The following is an 18034-nucleotide window of genomic DNA, read 5'->3' on the forward strand; positions in this document are numbered from 1 at the left end:
GGAAGCGAGACTGTCGGCGTGACTCTGCATGAGGACGAGGTTCCGGTCGACGAGACGCTGATCCGTCAGCTGCTGGCGGCTCAGCGCCCGGAGTGGGCCGGTCTGCCGTTGTCGCGTGTCGGAGCGGGTACGGATAACACCATGTACCGGCTGGGCGATGACCTGCTGGTGCGTCTGCCCCGGACCGTGGCGAAGGGCCGGGCGCTGCGGAAGGAGCAGGAGTGGCTGCCGCGCCTGGCACCCTCTCTTTCGTACCCCGTTCCCGAGCCCGTCCACGCCGGGCTGCCCACCGGCGGCTACCCGGCCCGCTGGTCGGTCTACCGGTGGATCGACGGTGACGAGGCCGGTCCGGACACCGTCCGGAACTGGGCCGCCTTCGGCGCCGACCTGGCGGCCGTCGTGCGGGAGCTGCACGGCATCGGCCTCATGGGGGCGGCGCGCGCGGACGACCTGAGCTGGTACCGCGGAGGCAGCCTGCGGGATTGTGCCGACTGGGTCGGTACGTATTTCGGGGAATGCCGTGCGGTCGCCGGGGACGAACTCGATGTCGCGACCCTGGAGCGGCTGTGGCAGGCAGCGCTCGCGCTGCCCGAGCCCCGGGGACCGCACGTGTGGCTGCACGGCGACCTCAAGCCCACCAACCTCCTGGTCCGGCAGGGCAGGCTGCACGCGGTCATCGACTTCGGGTCTCTCTCGGTCGGCCATCCGGACGCCGAGCACTCCGTGCTCTGGGACCTGCCGCAGGACGCCCGGGGTGCCTATCGGGACGCCATGGGCATCGACGATCCCACCTGGACGCGGGCCCGTGCCTGGGCGATCGCCGTCGGGGTCAGCGGAGTCGCCTACTACTGGCGGACCTTCCCCGCCTTCGTCGCCGAATGTCTGGCGCGGCTCCGGGCGATCCTCTCGGACGCCGCCGCGCGGTGACGGCGCGAGCCGTCACTCGGGCGCCGGTGACGTCATCACCCGGATCGCCGAGGTGACGGGTCACCCGGAGCACCTGCCCCGCTGAAGCCGGCGTACGTCGCCAGGAAGCCGACGGCGTAGCCGGTCAGCAGGCCGCCCGCGTAGATCGCCGCCGCCAGGGCCGGGCCCCTGTTCCCCGTGAGAAGGGGGAACAGGGCCCAGCCCGAGGGGCCGATGGCGGTGGCGCCCACCCGGTCGCCGAGCACCGCGAAGAAGCCGACGAAGGCGCCGCCCGCCGCCCCGCCCGCGCAGGCGGTGAGGAAGGGGCGGCCGAGGGGGAGCGAGACGCCGTAGATGAGGGGTTCGCCGACGCCCAGCAGGCCCGCCGGGAGCGCCGATCTGATCGTCGTCCGGAGCTGCGTGTCGTGGCGGAGGCGGGCGTAGACGGCGAGGGCGGCGCCCACCTGGCCCGCGCCCGCCATGGCGAGGAGGGGGAGCAGGACGGTGTAGCCCTGCTGCTGGATGAGGGTGGTGTGGATGGGGATCAGGGCCTGGTGCAGGCCCAGCATGACGAGGGGCAGGAAGAGCCCGCCGAGGACGAGTCCGGCGAGGGGTCCCGTGGTGGCGAGCAGCCAGTTCGCCGCGGTGCCGATGGCGGACGAGACGAGACCGGCCGCGTACATGAGGCCGTAGAGCGTGGCGAGGCCCGCGACGAGGACGGTGACCGTGGGGGTGAGGAGCACGTCGAGGGCGTCCGGGACGCGCCCCCGGCACCACCTCTCGACGCCGACGGCGAGCAGGGCCGCCGCCAGGGCCCCGAGGACCCCGCCCTGGCCGGGCGCGAGCGCCACTCCGAAGGCCGTCACCTTCGCGACGCCCGGATAGACGACGACCGCCGCGACCGCGCCCCCGAGCACGGGCGTCCCGCCGAACACCTTCGCCGTGTTGTATCCGACGAAGACGCTGATCAGCGCCATGAAGCCGGAGGCGACGGCGGCGAGGGCGGGGGTCAGCCAGGGCAGCCAGCCCGCGTTCACGAGGAGCCCGTTGAGGCCGGCCAGGACCCCGCAGCCGATCAGGGCGGGGATGAGCGGCACGAAGACGTCGGCGACGCGGCGCAGGGCGGTCTTGAGGGGGGTCGCGTTGCGCCGGGCGCGGGCGGCCTTCAGTTCGGCGCCGCGGGCGGCGAGGGCCACGGCGTCGTGATCGGGCCGGCGTCCTCGCGTGTGGGCGCGTCGTGGTTGCTCGCGCGGTTCCCCGCGCCCCGTGGGGGCGCGGAGGCCGTCCGGAGCCGGGCCGCCCGGCTCGAAGGCGTCCGGCCGGTCGTCGTCCGGTGCGCGACGGGCGGTTGCGGCGGTGCCCAGCAGACTTTCGAACTCGGCGGTCACCGCCACCACCGCGCCCGGGCCGATCACCACCTGGAGGGTGTCGCCGTCGGCCACCACCCCCAGCACCCCGGGCACCGCCCGCACCGCCTCCGCGTCGACCCGCTCCCGGTCGGCGATGCCCAGCCGCAACCGGGTCATGCAGTGGGCGACGGAGGTGACGTTCCCGGGGCCGCCGACCAGGGGCAGCAGCGCGGCGGCGGTGTCGTACGACGATCTCTGCACCCCCCGAGGGTGCGCGTCAGCCGCCCGTCGCGGTGAGCGCCGCGCGCAGATGGCCGCCGGACTCCTCCAGAAGGCGGGCGGCGGTGGGCCCGTCGACCCCGGCCAGGATCACCAGGACGGCGGGCTTGACCTCGCCGTCGGTGGCGGTGAGGGCCGCCTCGATCTCGTCGTCCGGCGCGCCCGTGGCGAGCGCCACGATCCGCCGTGAACGGGCGCGCAGCTTCTCGTTCGAGGCGCGGACGTCGACCATCAGGTTCCCGTAGGTCTTGCCGAGCCGGATCATCGTGATCGTCGACAGCATGTTGAGGACGAGCTTCTGCGCGGTGCCGGCCTTGAGCCGGGTGGACCCGGTGAGCAGTTCTGGGCCGACCACGACCTCGATCCCGTGCTCGGCGGCGGCCGCGAGCGCGCTGCCTGCGTTGCAGGAGAGGCCGACGGTCAGGGCGCCGAGGGCGCGGGCGTGCTCGACGGCACCGACGGCGTACGGGGTGCGGCCGGACGCGGAGACGCCGACGACGGAGTCGGCGGGGCCGATGCCGAGCGTGTCGATGTCCGTGCGGGCCAGCTCCGCCGAGTCCTCGGCCCCCTCCACGGACGTCACCATGGCCGAGGGCCCGCCCGCGATGACCCCGACGACCTGACCGGGCCGGGTGTTGAAGGTCGGCGGACACTCCGAGGCGTCCAGGATCCCGAGCCGCCCGGCGGTACCGGCTCCGGCGTAGACCAGCCGTCCGCCCTGGGCCATCCGGGCGGCGATGCCGTCGATGGCGGCCGAGATCTGCGGCAACCGCAGAGCCACGGCACCGGCCACCGCGGCGTCCTCACCGTTCATCAGGCGCGCGATGTCGAGGGTGGGCAGCGTGTCGATCTCGGCGAGCTCCGGCCGGAAGGCCTCGGTGGTGAGCGTTTCCAGCTCGCTGCGGAGTGAGCGGTGTTCGGTGGTCATTCGGATACGGCCCTTTTCAACGCGGAGGAGTGCATCAACTCGGGGGCGCGGGGAACTGCGCGACAAGCCACGACGAACCGGCACGCTCCCACCATGATCAAGCCCTACGGTCTATCGAGGCACACTCCGGTGCCGGTGGGCCAACGCCTCGTACGACGCCGCCAACGCCGGAGCCGCCGCCTCGTACGTCCGCTGCGCCACCCCCACGAACAGACAGTCCACCACCAGCAACTGCCCGGTCCGCGACGACATCGCCGCCGGCCGCAGCTCGCTCTCCCGCGCCGTCGACGTCGTCAGCACATGGTCGGCGTACTGCGTCACCGACGACCCCGGCCGCCCGGTGATCGCGACGGTCGTGGCCCCCCGTTCGAAGGCCACCCGCAGCGGCTCTATGACATCCCCGGTCGACCCGGAGTGCGTGATCGCTATCGCCACGTCCCCGGCCCGCAACTGCACCGCGTTGGTGACCGCGAGATGCGGATCGCTGTGGGCGTGCGCCATCAGGCCTATCCGCAGCAGCTTCTGCGTGAGGTCCTGGGCGACCAGCCCCGACGCCCCGATGCCGTACACGTCGGTCCGCCGCGCCCCGGCGAGCGCGCTGACGGCGGCCCCCAGCTGCACCGTGTCGAGGCCGGCCGCCGTGTCCGCGAGGGTCTGCTGCTCGTCGTAGGCGAGTTTCGCGACGACGTCGGCGATCGGGTCGTCGACCGCGATGTCGGTGGTGATGGCGGGCGCCCGCCCCGACTGCTGCTGGGCGGCGAGCCCGGCGAGGGCGAGCCGCAGGTCGCGGTAGCCGGGGTAACCGAGCAGCCGGGCGGTGCGCACGACGGTCGCCTCGCTGGTTCCGGTCAGCTCCGCGAGTCCGGTGACCGTGAGGGCGGCGCAGCCGGCCGGGTCACCCGCGACGGCCTCGGCCACGCGCTGCATGGAGCGGGTCATGGAGGGCGCCAGGGTCCGCACCTTGGCCGCGAGGGCGGCGGGCGCCGGCGGCGCGGCACCGCTGCCATGGCTGCCTCCGTGGCCGCCGCCACGGCCGCTTCGTTGGCCGCTTCCGTGGCCGCCGAAAATTTCCTTCGCGCTCTCGATCACCCTTGAAAGATATTTTCGGCTCGGGTACCCGGTCAAGACCGCGCACAATAGGACCATGGACCCCGTGAGCCCCCTGGAACAGGCGTTGCACGCCGCCCGCGCCCTCGTGCTCGCCGATCTGGTCGCGGGCGAGGTCGCCGAGGCCGACGTCGTCTCGCTGGTCGAGGACTCCGTCGTACAGCGCCGCTGGTGGGTGGAGCAGTGGCCGGAGGGCGCGGGGTACGTGGTGGGCCTGGTGGCCCAGGACGTACAGGACGCGCTCCTCGAACGGTACGGCCGCTGGCCGCTGTGCCCGGTGTGCGGCTCCGGCGACCCGCACGCCCTGGACGTCGAACCCGAACTCGGCCCGGACCCGCACTGGGTGTGCCACAAGGTGGGCGTGAAGGTCGCCTCGGTCGGCTCACTGGGCGGTTCCCTGGGTGGCGGGATGCCCTCCTCGTGACGGAGTTCTCATGACGGTGTACATCGATCCGCCGAACTGGCCGGGCCACGGCCGGATGTGGTCCCACCTGGTCAGCGACGTCTCGTACGCCGAACTGCACGCCTTCGCCGAGGACATGGGCGTACTGCGGCGCGCCTTCGAGCGCGACCACTACGACATCCCCTCGCACCGCTACCGGGACGCGGTCCGGGCCGGTGCCGTGGAGGTCAGCAGCCGCGAGGTGGTGCGGCTGCTGCACGGGGCTGGGCTGCGCCGCCGCAAGAGCGACGTGCCCCGCGGGTAACGGCGCCTGCGCCCTCACTCCGCCCGCAGTGCGAAGGCCAGTCCCGCCTCGCCCTCGCTCACCTTGCCGAACCCGGCGCGGGTGACGACCGCCTGGGAGGCGGTGTTGGCGGTCTCGACGGTGGCGAACAGCGTCCGTACGTCGTCGCGGGCCAGGGCCCAGCCGGCCAGGGCGCGCAGCGCTTCCGTCGCGTAGCCGTGGCCGCGGGCGGCCTCGGCCAGGTCGTAGCCGATCTCCACCCGGCCCTCCTCGTCCGGGGCGGAGTGGAAGCCCATGCCGCCGACCGCACGGCCGTCCGCCCGGCGGACCAGGGCGAAGACGCCGAACTCCGGCCGGTGGACGCCGCCTTCGTACGCCTTGAGGAGGAAGCCGGCGGCGTCCCGGGTGCCCTCGTAGGGGCCGCCGTCGACCCACTCGAAGCCGCCGTCGCCGCCGATGCGCAGGTCACGGGCTTCGGCGGGGCGGACGCCGACGAGGTCGAGGCGCTCGGCGGGGATGACCAGGTTGTTGTGCCAGCGCCAGTCGGTGACCGGGGCGCGGCCGGGCAGCTCACCGCGGCCGGTGGCCCACAGGAGGGTCGGCCAGGCGGCGGGGCCGGGCTGGACGTGCGGGAACAGCCAGGCCAGGACGGACTCGGCGAGTTCTTCGGAGGGCCGGTAGGGGAGCCCGAGGCCCAGCGCCATGTCGTGGGTGTGGAGCAGGACTTCGGCGACGCCCATCGCGGCGAAGCCCGCGCGGTCCGCGCTGCGGAAGGGGTACGGGTGGAAGGCGCGGACCTGGCGGGGGGTGGTGCGGACGGTGGCGGCGAGCAGGGCGCCGGTCGTCTCGATCACGTGCAGCAGACCGGAGTTGTCGGTCCCGTCGTCAAGCCTGAGCTCGAAGGGCACGTACGCGTCCTGGGCGCGCCCGGCCAGGTTCGCGGCGTACGCGACGAGGTCGTCGGCGACATGGACCGCCGTCTGGTGGCAGTTCCAGTCCAGCCTGCCGGCCGTCACCTCCGTCCAGTCCCTCGTCACCGCGGGCCGCAACGCGGTCACACAGCCCGCGACGGCCTCTTCCACCTGGTCCCCGCCCATGACACGCATGGGTCGCACCCTAGGACGCCGGATCCTCAGCGGTCGACAGCATTTCCAGCTCCGCGGCGAGGTTGTAGCGGGCGGTCGGCTCCCACTCGGTGCGGCCGTACGGCGTTCTGAACAGCTGTGGCAGGTCGAGGAGTTGGCGCAGAATCGCGGAACGGCCCGCGCGGAAGGCGTCGTTCGGCACGAAGTGGTACTCCTCGCGCACCTGGGCGGTGTAGGCGGCGTACGCGGCGGGCGGCGCGGCGAGGATCGCGAGGTCGGCGTCGCACAGCACCTCGCCGTTGCGGTCGCCGGGGGCCGGGTCGTGGGTGACGGTGAGCCGGACCAGGCGGGCGACCTCGGCGGTCTTCTCCGCGGAGATTCCGGCCTCGGGGAGGGCCCGTTCGGCGAGGCGGGCCGAACGCTCCTCGTTCGTCGACCGGTCCGGCAGGTACACGGCGTCGTGGAACCAGGCGGCGAGCCTGACCAGGTCCGGGTCGTCCGCGTACTCCTCCAGTACGTCGACGCGGTCGAGGACCGCGACGAGGTGGGCGACCGTGTGGTACCGACGCTGGGGCTCCTGCCAGCGGCGGAGCAGTTCCTCGGCGTACCGGTACGGGGAGGGCGCACAGGAGTCGTCGTCCCGCGACGTGAGGAAGGCGCTGAGCCAGCGGGAGCGCAGGTCACTTTCCTGGAGATCGTCCATGCGCCCATTCTCCCGCCCGCCACCGACATCCCCCTAGCGTGGGACACATGACTGCTGCTGACGACACACGCGACCCCCTCCTGCCCGGCCGTCTCCTCACCGTCGAGCGCGACGCGCTGATCCCGCTCCTGCGCTCCCGGCCGGACGCGGACTTCGCGCTGCCGACCACAGCCTGTCCCGGGTGGACGGTGCGGGACGTGCTCGCCCACTGTTCGTCCGCGCTGATCCGGGTGGTGGAGAGCCGCTTCGGGCCCGGGGTGTTCTCGCCCGAGTCGAACGCCAGGGACATCGCCGAGCGCGCCGACTGGTCGAACGCCCGGGTCCTCGACGAGCTGGAGCGCGGGATGACCGAGGCCGGCGACGTGATCGCGGAGCGGGCGGACGGGCGCCTCGACCCGGTCGCCTTCGGCGAATGGGTGCACGCCGGTGACGTCCGCGACACCCTCGGCGAGCCCGGCGCCTACACGGGCGCGGGCCTGCCCCACGCGCTGTCGCTGCTGACCCGGGTGACCCGGGCGCGGGGGCACCTGCGGCTCCAGGCCGACCTGGACGACGTGGACGACCCGCTGCACCTGGGCGAGACCAGCGGGAGCCGGACCCCGGCCCGCTTCATGGGGGACGCGGCGACGCTCGTCCGGCTGTACACCGGGCGGTCGCCGGACGGGACGCCGTACGAGCTGATGGGGGCGGAGGCGGCGGAGCTGAACCTCTACGGCTGAACCTTCGCGGCCGAACCTTCGCGGCCGAACTTCCGCGGCTGAACCTTCGCGGCCGAACTTCCGCGGCTGAACCTCCGCGGCCGAACTTCCGCGGCTGAACCTCCGCGGCTGAACTTCCGCGGCTGAATACGGACCCCGTGTGACGGGGGCGGTCTCGCGGCCGTCCCCGCTCCCCGCGTACCCTGGATTGGACTAGACCTCCGGACTAGACCTCTTGCGGGAGATGTCCGGGGTGCACGGGGAACACCACGGAAGGAGCCCCATGAGCACGCGTGCAGTCCTGGAGGTGATCGCCCTCGACGCCGAGGACGCGGTCGCCGCCCAGGCCGGAGGCGCGGACCGCCTCGAACTGGTCACCGACATGGCGGCCGACGGGCTCACCCCGCCGCCCCGGACCTTCACCGCGATCCGGGCCGCCGTCGACATCGACCTGCGCGTGATGCTGCGACTGGCGGACGGGTTCGCCGCGGGCGATGCCGACCGTCTGGTGGAGGTGGCCGGGGAGCTGCGGGCGGCCGGGGCCGACCAGTTCGTGTTCGGGTTCCTGGACGCGGAGAGCGGGGTGGACCTGGACGCCGTGGAGCGGGTGGTCGCCGCGCTGGACGGCTGCCGCTGGACCTTCCACCGGGCCATCGACCGGGCCGCGGACCGCGACGCCCTGCGCAAGCAGCTCGCCGACCTGCCCGGCCTCGACACCTACCTCACGGCCGGCGCCGCGGAGGGCGTGGACGAGGGGCTGCCCCGACTGCTCGCCGAGGCGGGACGGCGCGGCGAGCCGGGGTACGAGCAGACGCTCCTGGTCGGCGGTGGCCTGCGGCTCGACCACGTGCCCGACCTGCTGGCGGCGGGCATCGACGCCTTCCACATCGGCGGCGCCGCCCGGCCGGCCGGCTGGGACGGTGCGGTGTCGGAGGCGGCGGTGCGGTCCTGGCGCCGGGTGCTGGACGGGGCGGACTCCTCCGACTGACCGGGCGGACTCCTCCGACTGACCGGGCGGACTCCGCCGCCCGGGGGCCGGGCCGGCTCACTCGGTGGCGAGCAGGTGGGCGGGGGCGATCCGGGACAGCCCGCGGATCGGCACCGCCAGCGCCGCCGTCACCAGGGCGGTCGCCGCGAGCGTGGCGTCGGCCCCCTTCCGATCACCGGAGGTGCCCTAACCGCGGGGAAGGGCGCGCAAGCCCGGCCGGCTCAGGTCAGCTGCGGCGGCAGCGGGGCCGCATGGGTCACGATCAGGCCCGACACCGCCCGGGTCAGGGCCACGTACAGGCGGCGCAGGCCGGTGCGTTCGTCGGGTTCGCCGTCGACCACGGCCTGCGGCTCGTCGAGGACCACGTAGTCGTACTCCAGGCCCTTGGCCAGGGACGCCGGGACCAGGGTGAGGCGGGTCTCGGCGGTGGTCTCCTCGCCGGGGTTCAGGTAGGTGATCCCGGCCGCGGTGAGCGCTTCGGCCAGTGCGGGCACCCGCGCGTCCGCCGCGATCAGGCCCGTCGAGCCCTCGTTGCCCAGCAACTCCCCGCAGGCGGCGACCACTTCGGTGGTGTCCTCCGTGGTGCGGACCTGGAAGAACCCGGGGTTCTCGCGGACCGACGCCACCGGGGTGAGGCCCGGCGCGATGTGCGGGAGGAGCCGGGAGGCGTAGGTGATGACGTCCGTCGGGACGCGGAAACCCGCCGTCAGCTCCTCGATCACCCCGTCGGTCTTGCCGAGGTGGGCCAGCGCCTCGTCCCAGCTCCGCGTCGCCCACGGCGTGGTGCCCTGCGCCAGGTCGCCGAGGACGGTCGCCGAACCGGTGGTGCACCGGCGGCCGACCGCGCGGTACTGCATGGGGGAGAGGTCCTGCGCCTCGTCCAGGACGACATGGCCGAGCGAGTGAGTGCGCTGCACGAGGTCCGTCGCCTCGTCGATCAGCACCGCGTCCGCGGCCGACCACCTGGCCGCCTTGACGCTGCGCACCGGCTTCGCCCACAGGATCGTCTTCTGTTCGTCCTCGTCGAGGATCCCGGCGGCGTGCTCCGCGAGGAAGTCCGCGTCCGTGAGCAGGCGCAGCACGAGTTTCGCCGGGTCGACCGGCGGCCAGACCTGTTTGACGGCCGCCTTCACCGCCGCGTTGCGCGCCACCGAGTCCTGCACGCGGTCGTCGGGCGCCTCTCCCGAGCGCTCCATCTGGACCAGCACGGCGTGCGCGATGCGCTGCGGCAGGGCCTCGCGCGCGGCGCCGTATCGGATGTCCCGGTCCAGCAACTCGCGGACGATGTCCGCCAGGTCGTACGCCGGGACCCGCCAGCGCCGGGAGCCGCGCACCACCACGACCGGTTCGGTGGGCGTCGTGACGTGCGCGTAGACGGCCCGGCGCAGGACCTCCGCCATCCGGGCGTCGCCCTTGACGACCGCGGCGGGGGCGTCGTCGGTGCCGCGGACGTCGACGTCACGGGCCACCAGGTCGTCCACCGTCGCCTGCTGCACGGTCAGCTCGCCCAGCGCGGGCAGCACCTGCTCGATGTAGTGCAGGAAGGAGCGGTTCGGCCCGATGACCAGGGTGCCCGTGCGGGCCAGCCGCTCCCGGTGGGCGTAGAGGAGGTACGCGACCCGGTGCAGGCCGACGGCGGTCTTCCCGGTCCCCGGGCCACCCTGCACGCACACCGTCCCGCCGAGCCCGCTGCGCACGATCTCGTCCTGCTCGGGCTGGATGGTCGCCACGATGTCGCGCATCGGGCCGACGCGCGGGCGCTCGATCTCCTGCTGGAGCAGCTTGCTGGTGCGGGCGGCCTCGGCGGGGTCGGAGAGGTGCTCGTCCTCGTACGCCGTGATGTCACCGCGGGTGTACCCGAAACGGCGGCGCAGCGCGACGTCCATCGGGTCCTTCTTGGAGGCCCGGTAGAACGGCTGGGAGACCGGCGCCCGCCAGTCGATCACCATCGGGTCGCCGTCGTGGTCGTGCACGTGCCGGCGCCCGATGTAGAAACGCTCGCCGTACGCGCCTTCCGCCTGGTCGGCGCCGGGGGCGTGCAGGTAGTCGAGGCGGCCGAAGAACAGCGGGGTGTCGCTGAGGTCGGCCAGCGCCTTGATGCGCTCCTCCATCTGGCGGGCGAGGACCTCGGCGTTGACCCAGTTCGCGGTGACGTCGCTGATGTCCAGCGACTCGACGTCCTCGCGCATGGCGCGCAGGGCGGCGCGGGACTCGGCGAGGTGCGACCGTTCGCGGGAGAGGGGGTCGGGGTCGGAGAGGGCGTCCGCTAGCGGATCGTGGGCGGGCGTGGACAAGGGGGTGCCTCCGAAGGCCTGCGAGTCGATGGCGCTCAGGTGTGGGTGGCGCGCGGGTGGCGATCAGCCGACCGGTTTCCGTCCGGGCGGCGGCACTCCGGGGACGGAGGCGGGCAAGAGCGGAGATTCTAGTCAGGTGGGGGCGGGGAGGCCAATGGATTTCCCGGAGGTGAGCAGGGGCGGCCTCCGGGGTGAAGGGGGGTTGCCTCAGCCGAGTCCCACATGGCCCGGGAGGCCGCGTCCCCTAGGGGGAGCGTCACCCGGAGGGTGGGGCCGAGGCCGGGGGCGGGGTCCATCGGGGGGTGGACCGGAGGGTGCGGGAAATTGGACCCGTGGACCGATGCCGCATAGGCGTCCGAAGTTCCACCATGGAGACATGAGCGCAGCAACCATCCACCCAGCCCCCAGCCGTCCCCCGGGCGCCACGGCCCTCGACGGAGTCCCTCGACCCCACCACCGTCTGGGCGACGCCCTGCGCGCCGTCAAGGTCTTCGTCAGCGCGGCGTTCAGCGTCGCGATACTCGGTGAATACGGCGAGGAAGCGGGCATACGCCGCAAGTAACGGCATAGGGTCGCCCCCGTGCCGAACCGGACGGTGACGTCACCCTCTGCCCCGCCCGCCTCCCTCCCCCTCCTCCTGTCCCTCTCCTTACTGACGGTCTCCCTCTGCTCAATCGCCGCCCTCTGCATCCTGCTCCGCGCCCCGATGGCCGACCTGCTGGTCTACCGGGCCGAGGGCGAAGCCGTGGTCCACGGCGGTGACCTGTACGGCTTCACGGTCACCGAGTGGCGGCTGCCGGCGACGTATCCGCCCTTCGCGGCGGTCCTGTTCGTCCCGGCGACCTGGATCCCCGTCCCGGCCCTGAAGGCCCTGTTCCTCGCGGGCAACGCGCTCCTGCTCGCCTGGCTCGTCGCCCTCTCCGCCCGCCTGGCCGGCCGCCCCGCACCCCTCCCGCCGCTGTGCGCGGCGACCGCGTTCGCGCTCTGGCTGGAGCCGGTCTTCCAGACGCTGCTCTTCGGCCAGGTCAACCTGGCGATCACCGGCCTGGTCCTCTGGGACCTCACCCGCCCGCCCGGCGCCCGCGCCAAAGGCCTGGCGCTGGGCATCGCGGCGGGCGTCAAACTCACCCCGGCGCTCTTCATCGCCTACCTGTTCCTCACCGCACGCAGAAAGGAGGCAGCCACCGCGACGGCGTCCTTCGCGGGTACGGCCCTGCTCGGCGCCCTTCTCCTGCCCGCGGCCACCGTGGACTTCTGGACGCGACGCCTGTTCGAGACCGGCCGGGTCGGCAAGGCCTGGATCGTCGACAACCAGTCGCTCCAGGGCCTGGCCGCCAGGGCGACGGGAACGGCGGCACCGGGCCTGGCCTGGATGCTTCCGGCGGCGCTGGTGGCGGCGACGGGCCTCTTCCTGGCAGCCCGGGCCCACCGGGCCCACGGCTGCGACCGCTGGGGCATCCTGCTCACCGCGTGCACCGCCCTGCTGGTCTGCCCGATCAGCTGGTCCCACCACTGGGTGTGGTGCGTCCCGCTGCTGGCGGTCCTGCTGGCCGAGGGCCGCACGCTCCTCGCGGCCACGGCGGCCCTGCTCTTCACGGCCCGCACGATGTGGCTGGTGCCCCACCAGGGCGACCTGGACCTGCACCTGCCGTGGTGGCAGCAGGCATGCGCGGCGCCCTACCCCCTCCTGGGGCTGGCGCTGCTGGCCGGCGCCGGGCTCGCTCTACGGCGGCGGAGCCGCAGGCTGCCGGACAGGCGCCCCGGCGGCGCCCTGCCGGACGGCTCTCAGCTCTCCGCCAGCAGTTCGTCCGCGTCCATGATCCGGTAGGCGTACCCCTGCTCCGCCAGGAACCGCTGCCGGTGGGCGGCGAAGTCCTGGTCGATCGTGTCGCGGGCGACGACGGAGTAGAAGTGGGCCTGGTGGCCGTCGGCCTTGGGGCGCAGCACGCGTCCCAGCCGCTGGGCCTCCTCCTGCCTCGACCCGAAGGTGCCCGACACCTGGACCGCGACCGTCGCCTCCGGCAGGTCGATGGAGAAGTTGGCGACCTTCGAGACGACCAGCACGCTGATCTCGCCCTCGCGGAAGGCGTCGAAGAGCTTCTCGCGCTGGGCGTTGGAGGTCTCGCCCTTGATGACCGGGGCGTTCAGGTGCTCGCCCAGCTCGTCGAGCTGGTCGATGTACTGGCCGATGACGAGGATCTGCTGCCCGGCGAAGCGCTTCACGATCGCCTCCGTGACCTTCCGCTTGGTCGCGGTGGTCGCACAGAAGCGGTACTTCTCCTCGGTCTCGGCGGTGGCGTACGCCAGCCGCTCCGCGTCCGTCAGGTTCACCCGCACCTCCACGCAGTCGGCGGGTGCGATGTAGCCCTGCGCCTCGATCTCCTTCCACGGAGCGTCGAACCGCTTGGGCCCGATGAGGGAGAACACGTCCGATTCCCGGCCGTCCTCGCGCACGAGGGTGGCCGTCAGCCCCAGCCGCCGGCGCGCCTGCAGATCGGCGGTGAACTTGAAGACAGGAGCCGGCAGCAGATGGACCTCGTCGTAGACGATCAGACCCCAGTCCCGGGAGTCGAAGAGCTCAAGGTGCGGGTAGACGCCCTTCCGCCTGGTGGTGAGGACCTGGTAGGTGGCGATGGTGACCGGCCGGATCTCCTTCCGGGTCCCGCTGTACTCGCCGATCTCGTCCTCGGTGAGGCTCGTCCGCTTCACCAGCTCGTGCTTCCACTGCCGGGCGGAGACGGTGTTCGTCACCAGGATCAGCGTGGTCGACTTCGCCTGCGCCATGGACCCGGCCCCGACCAGGGTCTTCCCGGCCCCGCAGGGGAGGACGACGACACCGCTCCCGCCGTGCCAGAAGTTCTCCACGGCCTGCTTCTGGTAGGGCCGCAGCGCCCAGCCGTCCTCGGCGAGCTCGATCGGGTGCGCCTCCCCGTCCACGTAGCCGGCGAGGTCCTCCGCGGGCCAGCCCAGCTTGAGCAGGGTCTGCTTGATCTGCCCGCGCTCGGAGGGGTGCACGGCGACGGTGTCGGGATCGATCCGGGCCCCGACCAGCGGGGTGATCCGCTTGGAGCGCAGGATCTCCTCCAGGACCGGCCGGTCGGTGGTGGTGAGCACCAGCCCGTGCGCCGGGTGCTTGCTGAGCGTCAGCCGTCCGTACCGGTCCATCGTCTCGGCGATGTCGACCAGCAGCGCGTGCGGCACCGGATAGCGGCTGTACTCGACCAGTGCGTCCACGACCTGCTCGGCGTCGTGCCCGGCCGCCCGCGCGTTCCACAGGCCCAGCGGGGTCACCCGGTAGGTGTGGATGTGCTCCGGCGCCCGCTCCAGCTCGGCGAAGGGCGCGATCGCCCGGCGGCAGTCGTCGGCCCGCTCGTGGTCGACCTCCAGGAGCAGGGTCTTGTCGGACTGGACGATCAACGGACCGTTCACGCGCTGCACCCTTTCGTCATGGACCAAAGTTCCAGTGTGCCTCATGGGCGAGCGATCACCTTCGCCGTTCGGCGGAACGTGCACCGCTCGTGACCGGCTTCGGGAGGTGCCTGATCGTCCGGCGCAACCTTGGGTCCGTTTCGGGTGTCATGTCCGAGGGAGCCACGGACGGGCGTGGCTCGGTGGGGAGGCTGGGGTGACGTCCGTACGCATCTGGGGTACCGGCGCGGGGGCCGCGGTGGTGCTGGTGGCGGCCGGGGTGTGGGCACGCGGGTCGAGCGCGGTCGACGCCGGCCTGTGGGCCGAGGTACGTCCCGCGATCGAGGCGCGGCTGGTGACGCAGGCGACCGGGACCGGGTACGCGGAGACCGACGAGCCCGCTCTCAGGTCGCGGTGGTTCTGCCGGGCGGAGGCGCTGGACCTGGAGGCGAGCGGGGGCCGGGTGCGGGCCGGCGTCAACACCCTGTGCGAGGAGTACGGGGAGCGCGCGGGTGCCCTGGTGCTGTGCAGCGGTGCGGAGATACCGGAGGTCGTGCGGCTGGAGCGGGACGCGGCCGACGGGGGCTATCGCGTCGTCTCCGAGGAGCAGGCGCCGGAGGACGACAGCGCCGAGTGGGCGGAACACCACTTCAGCCGCTACGCGGCGTCCCGCCTCGACCGGGGGATGTCGTCCACCGGCCTGCGGGCCGCGGCCCGCACCCACTTCGGCCTGCCGGCCGGGGCACCGGTGCGGGACTGTTAGCCGGGCCGCCGAACGGTCAAGTGCCCCGAAAGGGGCGCTGGGGCCCCGGCCGAAGGCTGGGGGAGGAACCGCGCGACCAGTCACCACGGCGCCGCAGCCGGACGACGGCCCCTCGCGGCCTGTCCACCGGGGAGCCTCAGTCCTCCGCGAGTTCCGCCACGCCCGTCACCCGGTGCAAGGGGTAGGTGCGCACCTCGTCGGCCGTGTGGTCGTACGCCGTGACGAAGCCGCCCTCCACGCGGATGGGGGCGATGACCCGCTGGCTGGCCGTGCCCTCGGCGTTGACGTAGCCGATCCAGAGGGTGTCGCCGGTGAGGACGGCGGCCTGCATGGTGGCGAGGGTCTCGGCGGCGGTGGTGCGCGGGAGTTCGCCGCCCTTGACGGCCGCCCCCGCGGGCTTGCGCGGGGTGGTGGCGGCGAGGTCGCCCGCGCGGATCGCGCGGATCGCCGCCGCGAGGAGGGTGGGGTCCGGTGGCGGCGGGCCGTCCGGGACCGGCTCGGGCGCCGTGCGCGGCGGGGTGCGGTGGGCGTGGGCGCGGGTGATCAGGACGTCGCCCTCAGCGGACTCGGCGGCGGGCGCGTAGCCCATCGCCCGCAGGCCTTCCAGGAGGGCGGCCGGGTCGGCCTGGGTGGCGAGGACCGTCGGGGCCAGGCGGCGCAGGCGCAGGCCCGAGGCCCGCTTGTCGGCCATGATCTCGTTGAGGACGGTGTCGTCGTCGCAGCGGACGTACGCCGAGGCCGCGCCCACCCGCAGGTGTCCGTGCCTGCGTGCCACGTCGTCGATCAGGTAGGCGAGCGGCTGCGGGACCGGTGTGCGGGAGTGCGTGGTGAGGAAGGCGTGCAGGTCGGCGGCGGTCTGGCCGGCGTCCAGGGCGCGGCGGACGGAGGCGGGCGTGAAGCGGTACACGGTGGCGCCGCCCTTCGACTCGACGTCGGCGAGGACGCCCAGCGCGTCGGCGAGCGGGCGGCGCAGCGGACCCGGGGCGACCGCGGTCAGGTCGGCCTGGAGCAGGACGTGGTCGAGGGGTTCGGGGAGCAGCGGGGCGAGCAGTCGGACGGCGGTGGCGGTGGCGACGGCCTGCTCGGGCGGGGAGAGGGGTTCGAGGGCGGCGGAGAGGTGGTGATGGCGCACCGGGAGCTTGTCGCCGGGGCCGGACGGCTCCGCGGCCTGCTCGGGGGCCTTCTCCGCGGCCGGTGCGCCGAGGAGCGCGCGGCCGTGGGCCGACAGTGCCCCGCGCCCGGTCACGCCCAGCAGCTCGGCCTCGGACAGCGTCCAGCGGGCCAGCCGGGTGCGCAGGTCGTCGCCGTGCTGCCGGGGGCCGCGCAGCGGGCGTTCCCAGCGCAGCCGGGCCAGCACCGAGTCGGCGGCCGGGGCGGCGCCCTCCGGGAGCGCGGCGAGGAGGGACAGCACCCGGTGCCGTACCTCGGGCGCCGCCGAGCGGTCGAGGCCGGGGCCGAGCGCGGACAGGGCGCGGTCCTTGGCGTCCCGGCCGCCGACCAGGCCCGAGGCGCGGGTGGCGGTGAGCCAGGCCTCGGCCAGCTGGGCCCAGCGTTCGGCGGGCGGCCGGTCCAGCCACTCGTCGTAGGCGGGGGTGACCGCGTAGCGCTCGTCGGCCTCGCCGTCGGAGGCGAGCAGCCCGGCCGCGTAGGCCAGCTCGACCCAGAACGCGGCGATCGGCTCGGGCACGTCGAGGGCGACGGCGGTCCGCTTGAGGTCCCGGACACTCAGGCCGCCCGACCGCAGCACGGCCGGGCCGCCCTCGTCCCAGTCCTTCAGCAGCTCCTCGACGGTCGCGAGCGAGGTGTACGCCTGTCCGGCGGCGGTCGCGTCCACAACCTGTGGACGGTGGGCGGCGGCCGGTTCGACGGCGGGCGGCACGGGCTCCGGTTCGCGGTGGGCGCGGCCCTCGCGCAGGTGCAGGGCGACCTCGCGGGGCAGGACCACGGTGCCGGGCGCGGTCGGCAGCAGCAGACCGCGGTCGAGGAGCCAGCGCAGATGGGCGGCAGGTTCGGGGGTGATCTGCCCGTACGGCGGCCCCCAGACCAGCCGGGACAGGACCTCGCGGGACTCGGCGGGCGCGGCGGCGAGCAGCTTCGCCATCTTCTTGCGGTGGCCGAACAGCTTGGTGAGCGCGTCCACCGCGGAGACCGAGTCGTGCGTGGAGGGCAGCCCGGCGGCGGCCACGATCTCCTGGATCCGGCCCGGCGACATCCCCGAGGTGGCCTCCCGCACGGTCGGGCCGAGACCGGTCGGCGAGGGGTGCTGCGGGGACGGGGCGAGCACCTCGCGGGCGGTCCGCACCAGCCGCAGCCGGTCGTCGCCGCCCCACACCAGCGCCTGGTCGCGGAGCGCGGCGACGGCCCGCGGCAGCTCGCCCGCGACGGCCGGGTCCCTGCTGTCCCCGCCGTCCCCGGCCATCAGGCCCAGCAGCTCCTGGTACGACGCCGGGTCGCCGGCCACCGCCAGCGCCTCCGCGGTCTGCAGGGTGAAGCGGTCAAGGCGTTCCAGGGCGCGCAGCACCGAGGCACGGGTGCCGGCCCGGGTGGCCAGCTGGGTCAGGTCGGTGGGGACGGGGGTGATGAGGTCGGGGCGGGCACGCAGCAGTACGGCCAGGGAGGCGTCGTCCCTGGCCCGGAGCGCCTCCGCGAGGGAACGCGGCGGGGTGGCCGGGTTGCTCATCCGACCCACGGTAGCGGGTGCGGGGCGGGCACCGGGATCACCTGTCCACGGCCGTTTCCGTGTAAAGGGCAGCCACCCGGACGACAGGACGCTGCGCAGATGTCCGGCGAATGAATTCCGGCGGGAGGACCGCGGCACCGCCGGCGACACTCGGCACCCG

General features: G+C 73.9%; 16 protein-coding genes. 8 read left to right on the forward strand and 8 right to left on the reverse strand.

The window, feature by feature from the left end; genetic code table 11:
- The first annotated feature begins 18 nt into the window (after positions 1–18).
- A complete protein-coding gene (locus tag BLW82_RS23540) occupies positions 19–927 on the forward strand; it encodes an aminoglycoside phosphotransferase family protein (RefSeq protein ID WP_093501476.1) in 909 nt (302 codons plus the stop codon).
- A 35-nt stretch (positions 928–962) separates the two neighbouring features.
- Here the strand turns inward: BLW82_RS23540 and BLW82_RS23545 are convergent, their stop codons facing one another.
- From BLW82_RS23545 to BLW82_RS23555, 3 genes are all read right to left on the reverse strand, one after another.
- Positions 963–2516 carry a PTS transporter subunit EIIC gene (locus tag BLW82_RS23545; RefSeq protein WP_093501478.1) on the reverse strand — a complete coding sequence of 518 codons (1554 nt, stop codon included), beginning with the start codon at positions 2514–2516 and terminating at the stop codon, positions 963–965.
- Between the two features lie 16 nt (positions 2517–2532).
- Positions 2533–3462, reverse strand: a complete 930-nt coding sequence (gene murQ / locus BLW82_RS23550; protein WP_093501479.1) for an N-acetylmuramic acid 6-phosphate etherase — start codon at positions 3460–3462, stop codon at positions 2533–2535.
- A 111-nt stretch (positions 3463–3573) separates the two neighbouring features.
- A complete protein-coding gene (locus tag BLW82_RS23555) occupies positions 3574–4551 on the reverse strand; it encodes a MurR/RpiR family transcriptional regulator (RefSeq protein ID WP_256215927.1) in 978 nt (325 codons plus the stop codon).
- A 55-nt stretch (positions 4552–4606) separates the two neighbouring features.
- On the opposite strand from BLW82_RS23555, the gene BLW82_RS23560 reads away from it, so the two are divergent.
- Together BLW82_RS23560 and BLW82_RS23565 are read left to right on the forward strand one after the other, a co-directional pair.
- Positions 4607–4993: a hypothetical protein gene (locus BLW82_RS23560; RefSeq protein WP_093501481.1), complete on the forward strand. Its 387-nt coding sequence runs from the start codon at positions 4607–4609 to the stop codon at positions 4991–4993.
- 10 nt (positions 4994–5003) lie between these two features.
- Complete coding sequence (locus BLW82_RS23565) at positions 5004–5276, forward strand: DUF4031 domain-containing protein (RefSeq protein WP_093501483.1); 273 nt, start codon at positions 5004–5006, stop codon at positions 5274–5276.
- 14 nt (positions 5277–5290) lie between these two features.
- On the opposite strand, the gene BLW82_RS23570 is transcribed toward BLW82_RS23565, so the two are convergent.
- Together BLW82_RS23570 and BLW82_RS23575 are read right to left on the reverse strand one after the other, a co-directional pair.
- On the reverse strand, positions 5291–6361 hold the full coding sequence (locus BLW82_RS23570) for a GNAT family N-acetyltransferase (protein WP_093501485.1): 1071 nt from the start codon (positions 6359–6361) through the stop codon (positions 5291–5293).
- Positions 6362–6371: 10 nt separating this feature from the next.
- Positions 6372–7043 (reverse strand): HD domain-containing protein, encoded by a 672-nt coding sequence (locus BLW82_RS23575; RefSeq protein WP_093501487.1) that lies wholly within the window; start codon positions 7041–7043, stop codon positions 6372–6374.
- A 47-nt stretch (positions 7044–7090) separates the two neighbouring features.
- Here BLW82_RS23575 and BLW82_RS23580 point away from each other — a divergent pair, with 47 nt between their 5' ends.
- Both BLW82_RS23580 and BLW82_RS23585 read left to right on the forward strand, forming a co-directional pair.
- On the forward strand, positions 7091–7762 hold the full coding sequence (locus BLW82_RS23580; RefSeq protein ID WP_093501489.1) for a maleylpyruvate isomerase family mycothiol-dependent enzyme: 672 nt from the start codon (positions 7091–7093) through the stop codon (positions 7760–7762).
- A gap of 262 nt (positions 7763–8024) precedes the next feature.
- Positions 8025–8729 carry a copper homeostasis protein CutC gene (locus BLW82_RS23585; protein ID WP_093501491.1) on the forward strand — a complete coding sequence of 235 codons (705 nt, stop codon included), beginning with the start codon at positions 8025–8027 and terminating at the stop codon, positions 8727–8729.
- A gap of 221 nt (positions 8730–8950) precedes the next feature.
- Here BLW82_RS23585 and BLW82_RS23590 read toward each other — a convergent pair whose 3' ends face one another.
- On the reverse strand, positions 8951–11023 hold the full coding sequence (locus BLW82_RS23590; protein ID WP_093501493.1) for a HelD family protein: 2073 nt from the start codon (positions 11021–11023) through the stop codon (positions 8951–8953).
- 376 nt (positions 11024–11399) lie between these two features.
- On the opposite strand from BLW82_RS23590, the gene BLW82_RS23595 reads away from it, so the two are divergent.
- Positions 11400–11585, forward strand: coding sequence for a hypothetical protein (locus BLW82_RS23595; RefSeq protein WP_093501495.1), 186 nt, complete (start codon positions 11400–11402; stop codon positions 11583–11585).
- Positions 11586–11603: 18 nt separating this feature from the next.
- The gene (locus tag BLW82_RS23600) at positions 11604–12851 is read left to right on the forward strand and encodes a glycosyltransferase 87 family protein (RefSeq protein WP_371131385.1); all 1248 of its coding nucleotides are present in this window, start codon (positions 11604–11606) and stop codon (positions 12849–12851) included.
- Here the strand turns inward: BLW82_RS23600 and BLW82_RS23605 are convergent.
- Positions 12809–14452 (reverse strand): DNA repair helicase XPB, encoded by a 1644-nt coding sequence (locus tag BLW82_RS23605; RefSeq protein WP_093508216.1) that lies wholly within the window; start codon positions 14450–14452, stop codon positions 12809–12811. The genes BLW82_RS23600 and BLW82_RS23605 overlap by 43 nt on opposite strands.
- Before the next feature lie 196 nt (positions 14453–14648).
- Between BLW82_RS23605 and BLW82_RS23610 the strand changes: the two genes are divergently transcribed.
- Positions 14649–15194 carry a hypothetical protein gene (locus BLW82_RS23610; RefSeq protein WP_256215928.1) on the forward strand — a complete coding sequence of 182 codons (546 nt, stop codon included), beginning with the start codon at positions 14649–14651 and terminating at the stop codon, positions 15192–15194.
- Positions 15195–15330: 136 nt separating this feature from the next.
- On the opposite strand, the gene BLW82_RS23615 is transcribed toward BLW82_RS23610, so the two are convergent.
- Positions 15331–17874 carry a helicase-associated domain-containing protein gene (locus BLW82_RS23615; RefSeq protein WP_093501497.1) on the reverse strand — a complete coding sequence of 848 codons (2544 nt, stop codon included), beginning with the start codon at positions 17872–17874 and terminating at the stop codon, positions 15331–15333.
- Between the last annotated feature and the right edge of the window lie 160 nt (positions 17875–18034).

Origin of the sequence: Streptomyces sp. Ag109_O5-10 (assembly GCF_900105755.1) — a bacterium.
Lineage (GTDB): Bacteria > Actinomycetota > Actinomycetes > Streptomycetales > Streptomycetaceae > Streptomyces.